Raw genomic sequence first — 15,822 nt, 5'->3', positions numbered from 1 at the left:
GGGGGGCTGTCGCAGCCGGTCGCGGGGGTCTACGAGCAACTCATCACCGAGAATCTGCAGGATCGGATCGAAGGACTCGAAGCCGCAGGCTGGAAGGCCATCGACGCGGAGGTCAGCGCGGAGTCCGCACCGCATGTACTGGCCCGGTACATCGGCGAGGACGTGGGACGACGACTCAGCCAACTGCCGCCGCAGAAGCGGGTGGTCGCCGCCAACCAGATCATGCAAGCACTGGCTGCCAGCGCACCCGACCCGGATACGGACGGCTCCCTCTCCATCGTCGACGGCCCGCGGCAACTGCTCGCTCTTGCCAAGCAGGAAGCACCCGGCGTCTATGCGATGCGTCCCCTGACCCCTCTCTCGGAAACGGCGTTGATCACCAACGCGCCGGACGATCCCAATCTGGGTGCCGAGTTGCGCGCCGAGCTCGCCACGGCCGACAGCATCGACCTGCTATGCGCGTTCGTGAAATGGCACGGCATACGCGTGTTGGAGGACTCGCTTCGCGCGGCGAAGGAGCGCGGCGTCCGCATCCGAGTCATCACAACCACCTACATCGGCGCCACGGATCGGTACGCGTTGGACCGCCTGGTCCGAGAGTTCGGCGCCGAGGTGAAGATCAGCTACGAGATCCGGTCGACGCGTCTACACGCGAAGGCTTGGCTGTTCCGCCGCGAGACCGGCTTCGACACGGCGTACGTGGGCAGTTCCAACTTGTCGAAGGCCGCATTGCTCGACGGTCTGGAATGGAACGTACGACTGTCGTCTGTCGCCACGCCCCGGGTGATCGACAAGTTCGAGGCGACCTTCGACGCGTACTGGGACGATGCTGCCTTCGAGTCGTACGACCCCGACAAGGATGGGCAGCGACTCACCGACGCGTTGGCCCAGGCGGGCGGCAAGGGATCACCGGGTGACGAGCTCAAGATCAGTCTCTCTGGGCTCGAAGTCCAGCCGTTCCCGCACCAGCGAGACATGCTGGAGCGTCTACGCGTCGAGCGTGAGATTCGCGGCCACCACGAGAACCTCCTGGTCGCGGCCACTGGCACCGGTAAGACGGTTATGGCGGCGCTGGACTATCGCGACCTGCGCGACCAGCGCGGCGGGGAACTCCCTCGGCTGCTCTTCGTGGCACATCGCAAGGAGATCCTGAGGCAGTCCCTACGCACCTATCAGGAGGTACTCGGCAACGCCTCCTTCGGCGAGCTGCTCTACAACGGGGAGCAACCACGCGAGTGGACGCACGTCTTCGCCAGCGTTCAATCCCTCAACCTCCAGCGACTGGAGCAACTCACTCCAAGCCATTTCGACGTCATCGTCATCGATGAGTTCCACCACGCCACCGCGACCACCTACCGCCGTGTCCTTCAACACTTCACACCGACCGAGTTGCTCGGCCTCACCGCGACGCCGGAGAGGATGGACGGGCACAACGTGCAGGACGAGTTCTTCAAGGGCCGGATCGCCGCCGAGATGCGGCTGTGGGAAGCACTGGAGAACGATCTCCTCTGTCCCTTCCACTACTTCGGAATCCCAGACGGCACCGACCTCTCCCAGCTCAACTGGCGAGCGGGTTCCTACGATCGAGATGAACTCGGCAACCTCTACACGGCCAGCCACGCTCGGGCCCTCATCGTCGTCAAGCAGGTTCAGGACAAGATCTCCAACCCGGCCGCCATGCGTGCCTTGGGCTTCTGTGTGACCAAGAAGCACGCGCACTTCATGGCCGACCGCTTCCGCGAGGCGGGGTTCCAGGCCGCCGCGCTCGACAGCGAATCGACCCCCGCCGAGCGCGAGCGCACACTGAACGATCTCAAGGCCGGCCGGATCCAAGTGATCTTCTCCGTGGACCTGTTCAACGAGGGCTTGGACATCCCGGACGTCGACACCCTGCTACTCCTGCGCCCCACGAACAGTGCGACCGTCTTCCTCCAGCAGTTGGGACGCGGGCTGCGCCGTACACCGAACAAGCCGGTGCTGACGGTGCTGGACTTCATCGGCCAGCACCGGGCGGAGTTCCGCTTCGAAGAGCAGTTCCGTGCCCTGACCAACCTCTCCCGCAACCGCCTGGTCGACAACATCGAGCGGGACTTTCCCCAGTTGCCCTCCGGCTGTCAGATCATCCTGGAGGGCAAGTCCAAGGATCTCGTCCTGGACAACATCCGTACGCAGCTCAACGCCACGATCAACACGCTGGCGAAGGAGGTCAGGGACTACAGCACGCCCAAGCTGGCCGACTACCTGCGCGAGAGCCGTCGCGAGATCAAGGAGCTCTACAAGAACAAGAACTCCTGGACGGCGATCCTGCGTAAGGCCAGGCTCGTCAAGGGCTCCGATGTGCCGGGCGAAGAGGAACTCCTCAAGCGTGTCCACGCGTTCCTCCACGTGGACGACCACGAGCGAGCCCACGCATATCTGCGCCTCCTCACAGACGACGCCCCCGACTACGACTCCCTCTCCCCCACCGAGCAGGCGTACGCTCGCATGCTGTTCTTCAACCTGTGGGACAAGGCGGGCGGCTTCTCCAGCTACCGCGAAGGCCTTGAGTCACTGCGCGCGCAGCACGTGTTCCGCGACGAATTGCAGCAGGTCCTGTCGTACGTCCTCGATCGAACCGACCACTTCCCCATTCCGCTGGACGGTCCGCTCAGCCACCTCCCGCTGAAGATCCACAGCTCCTACAACCGATCTGAGGTTCTCGCGGCCCTCGGAGTGGCCCGGCTGGGCGGCCAGATGCCCGGAGTCTTCGCCCAAGGAGTGACCTGGGTCGAGGACATCAAGACCGACGCCCTTCTCATCACGCAGGAGAAGAACGAGAGGGACTTCTCACCCAGCGTCCGCTACAAGGACTACGCGCTCAGCCCCACCCGGTTCCACTGGGAGTCGCAGGGAAACACGCCTGAGAACTCACCAACGGGGTTGCGCTACCAGCGGCATGTCGAGGAGGGGAGTCACGTCCTGCTGTTCCTGCGCCGCTACAAGAACAACAGCATCGGCAAGTCCGAGCCCTGGATGCTCCTGGGCCCGGCGACCTACGTGAAGCACACCGGCAGCAAGCCGATGGCGATCACCTGGGAGCTCCAGCACGAGCTTCCGGCCGACGTGTGGGCGTATTCGGCCATCGCCACGGGATAAGGACGCCATCCAAGAAGCGCGTGAAGCATGGCCGATCACGGACCTTCTCACCATACGGTTCGACGTGGCAGGCTCCGGCTCTCTTCGACCTGCGCCTCGAAGCGCGTTTGGGCACGGTCCACCACATCGTCCGCGTCCCACCCATGGGCCCGCAGCCAGTGAAGAAGGTCCGTCAAGACGTCGATCACCGTCTCTTGAGCGATCAACGTGCTGAGCTTGCTGGAACGCGGCTCACTGGGGCGGCGTGTCTGTTTGTAGAGGCCGAGGAGCGCCTCGGCGCGAGTCACGCCCGCGCCTCCCACATGGCCGTGTGGTGAGGTCAGCGGTGTCGCCAGCTCGCACCAGGTGACTTTCCGATCGGGGTGCAGTTGGACGCCCCACCGATCGGCGACGGCATCGAGAAGGGCCATGCCGCGTCCGGTTTCGGCGTCGGAGTCCGCGTCGACGAGAGTGGGAAGGGCGCGTGTGTCGGGATCGGAGACCTCGATGCGCAGATGAGTGCCGCTCATGGAGACCGCCAGGGTGGCCGGGGTGCCGTGGCCGACGTGCGTAATGACGTTGGTTACAAGCTCACTCACGCAGAGTTGGGCCTGGCCGGTGAGGTCGTGCAAGCCCCAGATCCCGAGATGCAGCCGCATGACGCGGCGCAAGGCGGCCACCTCGGCGGGTTCAGCCGTGAAGGCCAGGTCCCACGGCTTGCGTGACATACAGACTTCCTGGATCACGAGGACCCCCTCTTCTCACACGCCAACTCACCAGTTAGCGCAGAGCTATGGACACTCACCGTGAGTGTCACTGTCCGGTCGCGGCCGACTGCGTCCTCCACTCGAACCAAATACAAATTGCACTTGACCGCACACACAGAGTTGCATTGCAACTCTCGAAATGGAACTCTCATCACAGGGGCTTCGGAGCACACCCGCGTACCGTGCGCCCCCGGCGCACACCGTCTTGCCGTTGTGCTCGCACACCCAGGACGATCTGTTGGAACGATATGGAGGGCCGCGAACATGCCAGTTGGACCCACGACCCGCAGGCGTCAGCTGGGCGCTGACCTGCGCCGTCTCCGTGAACTCAAAGGCATGACCCTGGAGGAGGCAGGCGCACACGTCGGCATCTCGAAGGCCACGCTCAGCCGTTACGAAACCAAAGAGGGCACTGTGAAGTGGCCAGCCGTCGACGCCCTGTGCCGCGAGTACGGGGTATCCGATGAAGAGCGATTGGCACTCGTCGAGCTGGCGAAGGGAGCGAAGATCCAAGGCTGGTGGCGCTCATTGGCCGACCCCATCCCCGAGTCCATGAACCTCATGCTCACGCTCGAGGACGAGGTGGTGCGCGAGGACCACTACGCCTGCATGTACATCCCGGGCCTTCTCCAGACCCGCCAGTACGCCGAAGCGGTACATCGCGCCTCCGAAGTGCAGTGTGCCGAACGGGAAGTTCAGCACATGGTCGACATCCGCATGAAGCGACAGGAGCTCTTGGAGCGGGATCAACCGCCGCACATCTGGTGTGTGATCGACGAGGCAGCGATCCGCCGTCGCGTGGGTGGCCGGGAAATCATGCAGGAGCAGCTCAAGCACCTTCTTGCCGTTGGACAGCGACCTCACGTGACGATTCAGGTGCTTTCCTTCTCGACAGGCGCACACGCTGCGTCCGTCGGCAGCTTTGCGATCCTGCGCGGTCAGAGCCCGGAGCTGGACGTTGTGTACGTGGATCTTCTCGGCGGCGGGCTCTTCATGGAGAAACCGCAGGAGTTGGATCGCTATAGGTTGGCGTTCGAATATCTCAGCGCTCAGGCACTCGACTTCGAGTCCTCGGCTGAGCTGGTCAACCGCATAAGCCAGGAGATGACGTGACGGCACCCAGAGCTCTGAAGTGGTTCAAGTCCTCACACAGCGGCGGCAGCGGGACCGAGTGCGTGGAGTGCGCCCGCGCCCCCCACGGCGCGCTTGTACGCGACTCCAAACTCGCGAGTGGGCCTGTCGTCGCAGTGAGGGGCGAGGCGTGGCGTTGCTTTGTAGACGCGGTGAGCCAGGACGCGCTGTTTGTCCGGGCTTGACGGCGGCGTGGCCCTCGGGCGCCCCGAGTGGGGCCGCCTCGTCGTCCTACTCCTCCGGCTCCCAGGCCTTGAGCAGGTCGAAGAGCTGCCGGTCGCCGTCGAGCTCCAGGGAGTCCATCGGAATGCGGTCGTACAGGGCGAGGAGCAGCTCGCCGGCCGTGCCCCGGGCGGAGGCGACGGCCGTGTCCGGGCGATCGCCGGCAGCGGTGCCGGGCGCGGGCAGACGGGTGCTCCGTGCGCCGTCGGAGGAGAGCGAGAGGCGCCAGGAGCGGCCCTCGGTGGCTTGGAAGTCGATGGCAGCGGGCTGGTGCGGCCAGGCGCTCTTCCAGGCGCAGCAGGTGGACAGGAACTCCTCGACACCGTCGAGTGCCGCCTCGTCCGGCAGCGGCTGCGGGGTGCCCAGGGTGATCTGGGCGTCGTAGGTGTGCACCGCGGCCTCTTGGACCTGGTGCCGGGCGACGGCACCGGCGGTCTGCGGCGACTGCGACGGACCCCACCACGTCCAGCAACCGCGATCCGGGCCGGCCTCGCGCAGCGCGTCCAGTAGCTGCTGCGTCGATGCGGCCGACCAGGCCAGCAGAGCCTCGCGTTCCCGAGGCGCGGCCTCGACGAGCTCCGGCTCGGACTCGGCCGGAGGCACGGCGGCAGGCCCCGCGGCGACGGCGGCGGCCCAGAAGCGGTGCACGCCACCCAGGTGCTGCGCCAGGTCCAGCAGCGTCCACTCGGGGCAGGTCGGCACCTGCGCGTCGAGGCTGGGCGCGGAGGCGACCACGGCCCGGAACGCGATCGACCGTTCGTCTATCAGCCGCAGCAGAATGGGGTGCTCCAGAGTCTCTTCCACGCCGGTTGTCTATCACCGTGCTCCGCCGGGCTGCACGCGGTTTGAACCGCCGACGCGGCGGGCGCGCGGCACGAGCGGCGAGCCCTCGGATGACGCGGTGTACGGCGCCTGTTCAACGGCGGGGGAATCCGTACGCGTGACACTTTTTGCGAATGTGTCACGCTTCGGCCGGTACGCCCCCGGGGCCCCGGCCGCCGGTTCCATCGTCAAGTGGCCGCTGAGCGGCGGCGATTACGCAACCCCGCTCGGTAGGTCCGGGAGATCAGCCCTGCCCCCGCTCCCCCACCCCACGTTCCACGCAGAACTCGTTGCCCTCGGGGTCATGCAGCGTCACCCAGCCCGTGCCGTCGGGTCTGCGGTGGTCGCCCTGGAGTGTGGCGCCCAGGGAGAGCAGGCGCTCGACCTCCTGGTCCCGGGTGCGTTCCTGGGGCTGGAGGTCCACGTGGACGCGGTTCTTCACCGTCTTGGGGTCGTCCACCCTGACGAAGAGCAACGTGGTCGAGGAGGTCGTGACCACGGCTTCCGGGTCTCCTGGGAAGTCGTCGTCGGCCAGTGAACCGTCCAGGGCCTTGGCCCAAAAGCTCGCCAGTGCACAGGGGTCTGCGCAGTCGATGGTGAGGTGCCGAATTATGGGAGCCATGCCGGTAAGCCGATCACGGATGCCCTCCGGCGTCCACGGAGTATCGGCTACGCGTGCCGATACGTGGGGCAACGGGGCAGCGTGGGACGGAGAGAGCCCGGAAAGCCGGTGGTGGCCCTCCGGGCTCCTCGCCCGTGTCTGCTCCGGCAGGTCCGCGCCGGTGGCGAGTGACCTGATGTGCGGTCAGCCGAACTGGCCCGGCTGGTAGTCGCCCGCCGGCATGCGGACGATGACGTTCAGGCGGTTGTACGTGTTGATGAGGGCGATGAGGGCCACCAGGGCGGCGAGCTGCTCCTCGTCGTAGTGCTTGGCGGCGTTCGCCCAGGCCTCGTCGGTGACACCGCCGGCCGCGTCAGCGATGCGGGTGCCCTGTTCCGTGAGTTCCAGGGCGGCCCGCTCGGCGTCGGTGAAGACCGTGGCCTCCCGCCAGGCCGCGACCAGGTTGAGACGCACCGAGGTCTCCCCGGCGTGTGCGGCGTCCTTGCTGTGCATGTCCGTGCAGAAGCCGCAGCCGTTGATCTGGCTGGCGCGGAGCTTCACCAGCTCCTGTGTCGCGAGGGGCAGCGTCGAGTCCGTGATGGCCTTGCCCGCCGAGTTGAGGTACTTCCCGAACTGCGTCGCGACGGAGCTGCCGAAGAGGTTGAGACGGGCTTCCATGACGATCTCCTTGCCGTGTCGACGGTTACACCACACAGACGGTTCGGGACCGGCTGGATGTGACACATCAGCAGGGCAGGTGGGTGTGGCGTGCGTCACCCGCCCGGCGGGGCGGGAGGGGCACCCTGCATGCCCCGGCCGACCCCGGGGCCGCCGCGCCCCCGCGCGCGGAGTTAGCCTCGTTCCGCCGGACGACCACCGGCACGATCAGCGGCGTGGCCACCAGGATGGCCGGGCGACGCACCGAGAGGCAGGCAGCGATGGCGAAGGTTCCTACAGCAGTGGTAGCCGCGAGTGGACTCGTCGGCGGGTACGGAGTCGCCCGCTGGACCAAGAAGCGGCAGCTCGGCGGGGTCGTGCTGGCCGTCGCGGGGGCCGCGGCCGCGCAGCAGTGGCGCAAGCAGGCCGGTGGGGTGGCGGCCGGGGCGCTGACCACCGCGTATGTGGCCGCGTTCGCCGGGTCGCACCCGCTGGCCAAGAAGGTGGGCGCCTGGCCCTCCGTGTTCGGGGTGGCCGGGGCCGTCGCCCTCGCCTCATGGGCGGTGGCCGACCGGCGCGGCTGAGGCCTTCCGCGCCGGGCCGACTCCACGCTTCGGGCCACCTCTGCGACGGCTCCCAAGCGCACCCCCGTCCAGTTCCCCGAGTGCCTGTGCCGGGTCCCTACAGGTCCGCGGCCGCCCGCTCTGAGACCGGGCGCCTGCGCCATGCCCGCTCGGTGAGCGACGGCGGCTGCCAGACGCCGTCGGCCCGGTAGAGATCGGTTCCGGGCGCCACGATCTCGTCGATACGGTCGAGCACCGCGTCGTCGAGCAGCAGGTCGGCTCCCTTGAGCAGCGAGGTGAGCTGGTCCATGGTGCGCGGGCCGATGATCACCGATGTGACGGCCGGGTGCACCAGCGGGAAGGCGACGGCCAGTTCGGGCAGGGTGCAGCCCACTTCCTCGGCGAGAGAGGCGAGCTGCTCGACGGCCGCGAGTTTCGCGGCGTTGCCCGGGACGGCGGGGTCGAAGCGGTGCGGAGTGAGCTTGGCGCGGCCGGTGGTGAGGTCGACGGGCCGGCCCTCGCGGTAGGCGCCGGAGAGAAATCCCGAGGCGAGCGGCGCCCAGGTCAGCACTCCCATGCCCAGGCGCCGGGCGGTGGGCAGCACGGACCGTTCGATGCCGCGCGCGAGTATCGAGTACGGCGGCTGCTCCGTGCGCAGCCGCATCAGTCCGCGTCGCTCAGCCACGTGGTGAGCCTCGACGAGGTCCTCGGCGGGGAACGTGGAGCAGCCGAAGGCCCGGATCTTGCCCGCCCTCACCAGGTCGCTGAGGACGGACAGGGTCTCCTCGATATCGGTGGTGTGGTCAGGACGGTGCACCTGGTAGAGGTCGATCCAGTCCGTGTCCAGCCGCCGCAGACTGTCCTCGACGGCGTTGAGGATCCAGCGGCGCGAGTTGCCGCTGCGGTTGCGTCCCTCCCCGAGCGGGAAGTGCACTTTCGTGGCGAGCACGACGTCGTCGCGTCGGCCCTTGAGGGCCTTGCCGACGATCTCCTCGCACTCACCGGCCGAGTACATGTCGGCGGTGTCCACGAAGTTGATGCCCGCGTCGAGCGCGGCGTGGATGATGCGTGCGCCGTCCTCGTGGTCGGGATTGCCGACGGCACCGAACATCATCGTGCCGAGGCAGTGGGTGCTGACCTCGATGCCGGTCTTGCCGAGGCTTCGATAGCGCATAGGGGTGCTCCGTCGCAGGTGGGGCGGATCGGGTGCGTCAGCCTAGGAGTTGGAGTGCGCTCGATGGCAAGAGCGCGAGGCATGGCAGCCCGCGGAACGGCGGGCCTGTCGGTACGTGGGCATGTACCGCACGTGGGCATGTACCGCGGCAATCCCGTGCACTACCGGGTCTGGGCGTCCCACTTCATCGAGACGGGGACGCGGTACTTCTACGGCACCTGACACACGCGGGTACGGCGGTCCGCTCTCACAGGCCGCCGTGGCGTGGACGCTCACGTTCCTCGGGACGCCGCTTCGCGTCCGCCGGTGCGGCCGTCAGCGGGCGGGCGATGTCCTCCAGGGACCGCCGCTCGGCCGGTACCGCGAGCAGCGCCGCGACCAGGCCCGCCGCGCACATCAAGGAGGCGCCGGTCTGGAAGGCGAGGACCGTGTCGCCGATCCGGCCGGTGTTCGTGAGGTCCGCGAACAGGAGCGGGCCGCTGATGCCGCCGGCCGCGGTGCCGAGCGCGTAGAAGAAGGCGATCGACATGGCCCGCGTCTCCATCGGGAACACCTCGGAGACCGTCAGGTACGCGCTGGACGCGCCCGCCGACGCGAAGAACAGCACCACGGACCAGCACGCCGTCAGCGTGCCCGCGCTCAGCGAGCCCCGGCCGAACAGCCAGGCCGTGCCGAACAGCAGCAGGCCCGACAGCAGATAGGTCGAGGAGATCATCACCTTGCGGCCCAGCGAGTCGAAGAGCTTGCCGAGCAGCAGCGGGCCGAAGAAGTTGCCGAACGCGATGACGGCGAAGTAGTAGCCCGTGTCACCGGTGGGAACGTCGAAGAACCTCGTCAGGATCGCGCCGAAACCGAAGGTGATCGCGTTGTAGAGGAAGGCCTGGCCGATGAAGAGGGAGAAGCCCAGCACCGCCCGGCGGCGGTAGTCACGGAAGACCGTACGGGCGATGGTGCCGAAGCCGATGCTCGCGCGCTGGTGGATGGTGATCTCGCCGTGGGCGGGCGGGAGCGGCCCCTTCTCCGCCTTGACCCGCCGCTCGATCGCCGACACCACCCGTTCCGCCTCCCGGTGCCTGCCGTGGATCAGCAGCCAGCGTGGGCTCTCGGGGACATGGCGTCGCACCACGAGGATGACCAGGCCGAGGACGACGCCCAGGGCGAACGTCAGCCGCCAGCCGACGTCCTTGGGCAGGAAGTGCGTGTTCAGCGCGACGATCGACAGCAGCGAACCGCCCACCGCGCCCAGCCAGAAGCTGCCGTTGATGATCAGGTCGACACGGCCGCGGTAGTAGGCCGGGATCAGCTCGTCGATCGCGGAGTTGATGGCCGCGTACTCGCCGCCGATACCGAAACCGGTCAGGAAGCGGAAGAGGAAGAACCACCAGGTGTGGGAGGAGACCGCGGTCAGCGCGGTGGCGCCCAGATAGACCGCGAGGGTGATCATGAAGAGTTTCTTGCGGCCGTAGCGGTCGGTGAGGCGGCCCCAGATGAGGGCACCGGAACACGCGCCCGCCACATACAGCGCGGCCGCGACGCCGGTGACCTCGCCGGAGGTGATCGGCAGGCCGCTGCCGGGCTCCGCCAGACGGCTCGCGACATTGCCGACGACCGTGACCTCCAGGCCGTCGAGGATCCAGACCGTGCCGAGCCCGATCACGATCGTCCAGTGCCAGCGCGACCACGGCAGACGGTCGAGACGGGCGGGGATCGCGCTGGTGACCGTACCGGTCCGGGGCGTGCCGACGGACATGCTTGCCTCCTCGGGCGACGCCGGGGCCGGGTGACGCCGTCCGCGGCCCGAGTGCCCGCGCAGCCGCGGGTTACGCCCCCAGCGTCCGCGACACCGTGTAGATCAGCAACCCCGCCAGCGAACCCACCACCGTGCCGTTGATACGGATGAACTGCAGGTCACGGCCGATGTGTGCCTCGATCTTCCGCGTGGTGTGCTCGGCGTCCCAGCCGGCGACCGTTTCCGTGATCAGGGAGGTGATCTCCTTGCGGTAGGTCGTCACGACGTGCACCGCCGCGCCCTCCAGCCACGTGTCCATCTTGGACTGCGTCTTCGGCTCGGTGGCCATGCGCTGACCCAGTGACAGCAGCGACGCCCGCACACGCAGCCGGAGCTGGCTGCGCTCGTCCTCGGCGGCGGACACGATCATGGATCGTACGGCCGTCCAGGCGGAGGCGATCAGGTCCTGGACCTCCCCGCGACCGAGCACCTCGCCCTTGAGGCGCTCCACGCGCGCCCGGGTGTCCGTGTCGGACTGCAGGTCGGAGGCGAAGTCGGCGAGGAAGCGGTCGAGGGCGCCGCGCGCCGGGTGCGAGGGCTCGTCGCGCATCTCGGTGACGAAGCGGAGCAGCTCCTTGTAGACGCGCTCGCCGATCTTCTTGTCGACGAAACGGGGGGTCCAGCCGGGGGCACCGCCCTGGACGGCGAACATGACCTGCTCGTCGTGCAGCACGAGCCAGTCGTGGGCGCGCACGCAGATCAGGTCGACGAACCGTTTGTGACCGCCGTCCGCGACGACCTTCTCCAGCATCTTGCCGAGGCCGGGTGCGATCTCCTGGGCGCCGGCCCGCCGGGTGATGGCCTCGCTGACCACCGCCTGGACGTCCGAGTCGCGCAGCACGGTCAGCGCGCCGCGCAGGGCCGTCGCCAGCTCGCTCGTCACCCGGTCCGCGTGTTCCGGCTCGGCGAGCCACGCGCCCAGCCGGCGGGCTATGCCCACAGCGCGCAGGCGCTGCCGTACGACCTCCTCGGACAGAAAGTTCTCGCCGACGAACTCGCCCAGCGAGACACCGAGCTGGTCCTTCTTCGTGGGGATGATCGCGGTGTGCGGGATGGGCAGGCCGAGCGGGTGGCGGAAGAGCGCGGTGACCGCGAACCAGTCGGCGAGCGCGCCGACCATGCCGGCCTCGGCGGCCGCCGCCACATAGCCGGCCCAGGCGCCCGCCCCCGCACCCTCCGCCCACTTGGCGAGGGCGTACACCAGCGCCACGAGGAGCAGCAGCCCGGTCGCCGTGCTCTTCATCCGGCGTACGCCCCGGCGCTTCTCCTCGTCGGCGGGCGTGAAGGAGGTCATGGCACGACCCGGCACGGCCGCCCGTCCGGCGGCCGCGGTAGCGGGGGTGCCGGAGCGCGCAAGCCGCCCCACGGCACCCTTTTCTTCCGGCTTCGTACGTTCCATCCACTCCACCCGATCGCATCCCCCTGCACTCATTGTCTCTTCCTGACGACTCCTGGAACGGAACAGGAGTTCCCGACGTCTGTCCTGGGGGAGAAGAATCAGGGGCTTTTCAGGGTTCCTACGGGATCCGCCGAGGAGTCCGCAACCATCCTCCTCCCCATCACCCATCATGGTGATGATCCGTGCCGGAGCCTCGGGCTCCCGTCGTCCGAGGAGACACACACCGCATGACCAGGCGCCACGGCTGCGCCCTGCTTTCCGCGATCCTCGCCGTGATCGTGGCCGTATCCGCCGCCATCTACGTCGGCTTCGCGGCCGACGACGGCGTCCGCGGCACCGTCGTCGCAGGCCGAACCCAACCGCACAACCACCCGCACAACTCCGCCGCCCCCGTCTCCACCGGCACCTGGGTCGGCGCCTGGTCGGCGTCACCCTCGGGGGCCGAGCCCGGCACCGAGATGCGGGGGCTGGCCGGACAGTCGGTGCGCAACGTCGTCCACACGAGCGTCGGTGGTACGAGTGCCCGCGTCACGCTCTCCAATCTCTACGGCCAGCAGCCGCTCGCCCTCACGCACGCCTCGATCGCTGCCGCCGCCACGTCACAGGACGCGACCGCGGCCGCCGACACCATGCGCCGGCTCACCTTCGGCGGCGCCACGACGGTCGTCATACCGCCGGGCGAGCAGGTCGTCAGCGACGCCGTGGCCATCGCACTCCCCCAGGGCTGCGACGTGCTCGTGACCACGTACTCGCCGACCCCCTCGGGCCCGGTCACCTACCACCGGCAGGCCCGCCAGATCTCGTACGCCGCCCAGGGCGACCACACGGAGGACACGAGCGGCGTCGCCTACACCGAGCAGACCTCGCTCTGGCGCTATCTGACCGCGCTCGACGTGCTGAGCGACGAGGCGATCGGCACGGTGGTCATGTTCGGCGACTCGCTCACCGACGGCATCACCTCCACCCCGGGAGCCAACCACCGCTGGACGGACGTCCTCTCGGACCGGCTGCGCGCGGCGGCCGGGTCCACGGCCGTGCCCCGCTACAGCGTGGTCAACCAGGGCATCAGCGGCAACCGCGTCCTCGCGAGCGGGACCGGCCGGCCCGCCGACAACCCGAGCGCGCTGTCCCGCTTCGAGCGCGACGTCCTGGGCCGCACGAACGTCAAAGCCGTCGTCATCGACCTCGGCATCAACGACATCCTCCGCGACCCGGGCCACGCCGACCCGGACCGGATCACGGCGGGGCTGCGCACCCTGGTGCGCGAGGCGCACGCGCGCGGCCTGAAGGTCGTCGGCGCGACGCTGATGCCCTACAAGGGCCACCGCGGCTACCGGGCCGACGGCGAGCAGGTACGACAGGCCGTCAACGCGCAGATCCGCTCGGGCACGGTCTACGACGAGGTCGTCGACTTCGACAAGGCGCTGCGCGACCCGTACGACCCGCGCCGGCTGCGCCTGGAATACGACTCGGGTGACCGCCTGCACCCCAACGACAGGGGATTCAGCCGGATGGGGCAGGTCTTCGACCTGGCCACGCTGAGGGGGGCGGCACCGGCGCAGCTGTGACGGACTGACGGGCCCCGGGCGGACGGTCAGTACCGGCCGTACCGCCTGCGGTACCGCTCCTCCCGGCGTCCCTCCCGCCGCTCCCGCTGGATTTCGCGGCGCTCCTCGTGCCGCTCCCGCAGCAGATCCCGGTGGCCCTCGAGCATCTTGCGGTGGGCCTCCTCCATCTCCTCGCGGTATGACTCGTGCAGTTCCCGGCGGGAGGCCTTGCGGTCCAGCTTCTCCTGGCGACGCTCCTCCTTCAGTCGCTGCCGCTCGGCCCGGGTCAGCTTGCGCTCGACGCCGACACCGCCCCAGAACGCGAACCCGGTGACGATCACACGCGGCGCGCCCGGTTCCGCCGGCACGCCCTCCTCGCGGTGGTCGAAGCCGCCCATGATCCCGATGCCGCGCACGACCACCTCGACCCCGGGCGGCACGATGACGTTCATCCCGCCCATGATGGCGATGCAGTTGATCTCGATCTCGCGGTCCGCGAAGTTCGCCTCCCGCAGGTCGATCTCACCGCCGCCCCAGAAGGCGAAGCAGTTGAACCGCTTCGGCGCCGTCCAGCGCCCCTTGCGCTGGAAGCCGGACATCACGGCGACAGCCCACGAGGACGACCCGTCGCCACCGACGATCCGCTCCGCCCAGCTCCCGCTCTCGGCAGGCTCCTTCGTCAGCGACACGGCGGGCGGAGTCACGGCTCCCGCGGTCGGCAGGTCCCGGGTGATCGGCGTCAGTTGGCCGTACGTCCGCGCTTTGTACGTGGCCTCCAGCCGCTCCTCGAACTCCTCCATGTCGAGTCGGCCGTCCGCGAGGGCGTCGCGCAGCACCTCGGCGACTTGTTCACGGTCGGCGTCGGAAGCCCTCAGTTCCTGGGCGGCGTTGGCGGGTGCGTGCGGCGTCGGCCGCCGATCGTCACTTCCCCCGGGAGACACAGCGTCGGTCATACCGTCAGCCTACGAGTTCCCGGAGCGGGCGGCTACGACGCCGCCCGCTCCGACCGGGCTCGACGCGCCTGGTCCCCCCGCGAGTGCAGCATCTTCGCGATCACCGCCTCGATGTCCGGCTCCCGCACCGACAGGTCCACCAGCGGGTACTCCGCCGCGATCCGCGCCACCAGCTCAGCCGCCGACCGGGACGCCGGAAAGGCCAGCCACTGCCGCGGCCCCTCCACCCGCACCACCCGCGCGGGCGACGCCTCGATCGGCGGCAACTCCCGCTCCAGGTCGACCACCAGGGTGCGCTCGCTGTCCCCCACCTCGTGCAGCCCGGCGAGCGAACCGTCGTACATCAGACGCCCGTGATCGATGACCATCACCCGCGAGCACAACTGCTCGATGTCCTGCAGGTCATGCGTGGTCAGCAACACGGTCGTGCCACGCTCGGCGTTCAACTCCCGCAGGAACTCCCGGACCTTGGCCTTGGAGATCACGTCGAGACCGATGGTCGGCTCGTCCAGGTAGAGCACCTCGGGATCGTGCAGCAGCGCCGCCGCGATGTCGCCGCGCATCCGCTGCCCCAGCGACAACTGCCGCACCGGAACATCCAACAGGGCGCCCAGTTCGAGGAGTTCGACGCAACGGTCGAGGTTCTCGCGGTAACGCCCGTCGGGAATGCGGTACATGCGGTGCATCAGCCGGTAGGAGTCGATCAGCGGCAGGTCCCACCACAGGGTCGTGCGCTGCCCGAACACCACCCCGATGCGCTGCGCGAGCCGCGTCCGCTCACGGGAGGGATCGATCCCGGCGACCCGCAGCCGACCGCCGCTCGGCGTCAGGATCCCGGTCAGCATCTTGATCGTGGTGGACTTCCCGGCGCCGTTCGGCCCGATGTAGCCGACCATCTCGCCACGCGCCACGGTGAAGGAGATCGAGTCGACGGCCCGCACCTGACGCCGCTCGCGGCGCAGGAACCCGGTCCGCCTGAGCACGTCGAAGACCTTCTCGACCCCATCGAGTTCGATGAGGGCGCCGTCCCCGACAGCACCCTCCGCGGCGGCACCGCCCTTGGATCCACTGCCCATCGGTCCC

15 protein-coding genes are annotated in these 15,822 nt (G+C 68.7%); 6 read left to right on the top strand and 9 right to left on the bottom strand.

The annotated features are described in order from the left end of the window. Positions 1-6: 6 nt before the first annotated feature. Positions 7-3,135, top strand: a complete 3,129-nt coding sequence (locus tag ACWDEX_RS26840) for a DUF3427 domain-containing protein (RefSeq protein ID WP_450466753.1) — start codon at positions 7-9, stop codon at positions 3,133-3,135. 47 nt (positions 3,136-3,182) lie between these two features. Here the strand turns inward: ACWDEX_RS26840 and ACWDEX_RS26835 are convergent, their stop codons facing one another. After that, complete coding sequence (locus ACWDEX_RS26835) at positions 3,183-3,842, bottom strand: ATP-binding protein (RefSeq protein WP_450466680.1); 660 nt, start codon at positions 3,840-3,842, stop codon at positions 3,183-3,185. Positions 3,843-4,145: 303 nt separating this feature from the next. Between ACWDEX_RS26835 and ACWDEX_RS26830 the strand changes: the two genes are divergently transcribed. Both ACWDEX_RS26830 and ACWDEX_RS26825 read left to right on the top strand, forming a co-directional pair. Further along, positions 4,146-4,994, top strand: coding sequence for a helix-turn-helix domain-containing protein (locus tag ACWDEX_RS26830; RefSeq protein WP_450466679.1), 849 nt, complete (start codon positions 4,146-4,148; stop codon positions 4,992-4,994). After that, positions 4,991-5,197, top strand: coding sequence for a DUF397 domain-containing protein (locus tag ACWDEX_RS26825; protein WP_450466678.1), 207 nt, complete (start codon positions 4,991-4,993; stop codon positions 5,195-5,197). The genes ACWDEX_RS26830 and ACWDEX_RS26825 overlap by 4 nt, the downstream gene beginning before the upstream one ends. A 46-nt stretch (positions 5,198-5,243) precedes the next feature. On the opposite strand, the gene ACWDEX_RS26820 is transcribed toward ACWDEX_RS26825, so the two are convergent. From ACWDEX_RS26820 to ACWDEX_RS26810, 3 genes are all read right to left on the bottom strand, one after another. Then, positions 5,244-6,038 (bottom strand): maleylpyruvate isomerase family mycothiol-dependent enzyme, encoded by a 795-nt coding sequence (locus ACWDEX_RS26820; RefSeq protein WP_450466677.1) that lies wholly within the window; start codon positions 6,036-6,038, stop codon positions 5,244-5,246. Between the two features lie 262 nt (positions 6,039-6,300). Then, positions 6,301-6,678 carry a VOC family protein gene (locus tag ACWDEX_RS26815; protein WP_450466676.1) on the bottom strand — a complete coding sequence of 126 codons (378 nt, stop codon included), beginning with the start codon at positions 6,676-6,678 and terminating at the stop codon, positions 6,301-6,303. A gap of 183 nt (positions 6,679-6,861) precedes the next feature. After that, on the bottom strand, positions 6,862-7,335 hold the full coding sequence (locus ACWDEX_RS26810; protein ID WP_450466675.1) for a carboxymuconolactone decarboxylase family protein: 474 nt from the start codon (positions 7,333-7,335) through the stop codon (positions 6,862-6,864). Positions 7,336-7,595: 260 nt separating this feature from the next. Between ACWDEX_RS26810 and ACWDEX_RS26805 the strand changes: the two genes are divergently transcribed. Continuing rightward, positions 7,596-7,898, top strand: coding sequence for a hypothetical protein (locus tag ACWDEX_RS26805; RefSeq protein WP_450466751.1), 303 nt, complete (start codon positions 7,596-7,598; stop codon positions 7,896-7,898). A gap of 97 nt (positions 7,899-7,995) precedes the next feature. Here ACWDEX_RS26805 and ACWDEX_RS26800 read toward each other — a convergent pair whose 3' ends face one another. After that, positions 7,996-9,051 carry an aldo/keto reductase gene (locus ACWDEX_RS26800; protein ID WP_450466674.1) on the bottom strand — a complete coding sequence of 352 codons (1,056 nt, stop codon included), beginning with the start codon at positions 9,049-9,051 and terminating at the stop codon, positions 7,996-7,998. A gap of 81 nt (positions 9,052-9,132) precedes the next feature. Between ACWDEX_RS26800 and ACWDEX_RS26795 the strand changes: the two genes are divergently transcribed. After that, positions 9,133-9,273: a hypothetical protein gene (locus tag ACWDEX_RS26795; RefSeq protein WP_450466673.1), complete on the top strand. Its 141-nt coding sequence runs from the start codon at positions 9,133-9,135 to the stop codon at positions 9,271-9,273. A gap of 25 nt (positions 9,274-9,298) precedes the next feature. Here the strand turns inward: ACWDEX_RS26795 and ACWDEX_RS26790 are convergent, their stop codons facing one another. Then, complete coding sequence (locus ACWDEX_RS26790) at positions 9,299-10,801, bottom strand: MFS transporter (protein WP_450466671.1); 1,503 nt, start codon at positions 10,799-10,801, stop codon at positions 9,299-9,301. Positions 10,802-10,871: 70 nt separating this feature from the next. Beyond that, on the bottom strand, positions 10,872-12,272 hold the full coding sequence (locus ACWDEX_RS26785) for a DUF445 domain-containing protein (protein ID WP_450466670.1): 1,401 nt from the start codon (positions 12,270-12,272) through the stop codon (positions 10,872-10,874). A gap of 194 nt (positions 12,273-12,466) precedes the next feature. Here ACWDEX_RS26785 and ACWDEX_RS26780 point away from each other — a divergent pair, with 194 nt between their 5' ends. Further along, a complete protein-coding gene (locus tag ACWDEX_RS26780) occupies positions 12,467-13,807 on the top strand; it encodes an SGNH/GDSL hydrolase family protein (RefSeq protein ID WP_450466669.1) in 1,341 nt (446 codons plus the stop codon). A gap of 26 nt (positions 13,808-13,833) precedes the next feature. Here ACWDEX_RS26780 and ACWDEX_RS26775 read toward each other — a convergent pair whose 3' ends face one another. Next, positions 13,834-14,739 carry a DUF1707 SHOCT-like domain-containing protein gene (locus ACWDEX_RS26775; RefSeq protein WP_450466668.1) on the bottom strand — a complete coding sequence of 302 codons (906 nt, stop codon included), beginning with the start codon at positions 14,737-14,739 and terminating at the stop codon, positions 13,834-13,836. 32 nt (positions 14,740-14,771) lie between these two features. Then, complete coding sequence (locus tag ACWDEX_RS26770; protein ID WP_450466667.1) at positions 14,772-15,815, bottom strand: ABC transporter ATP-binding protein; 1,044 nt, start codon at positions 15,813-15,815, stop codon at positions 14,772-14,774. Positions 15,816-15,822 lie beyond the last annotated feature (7 nt).

The organism is Streptomyces sp. NPDC001020 (assembly GCF_053599115.1).
This window is presented reverse-complemented; position numbering and strand designations above follow the sequence as displayed.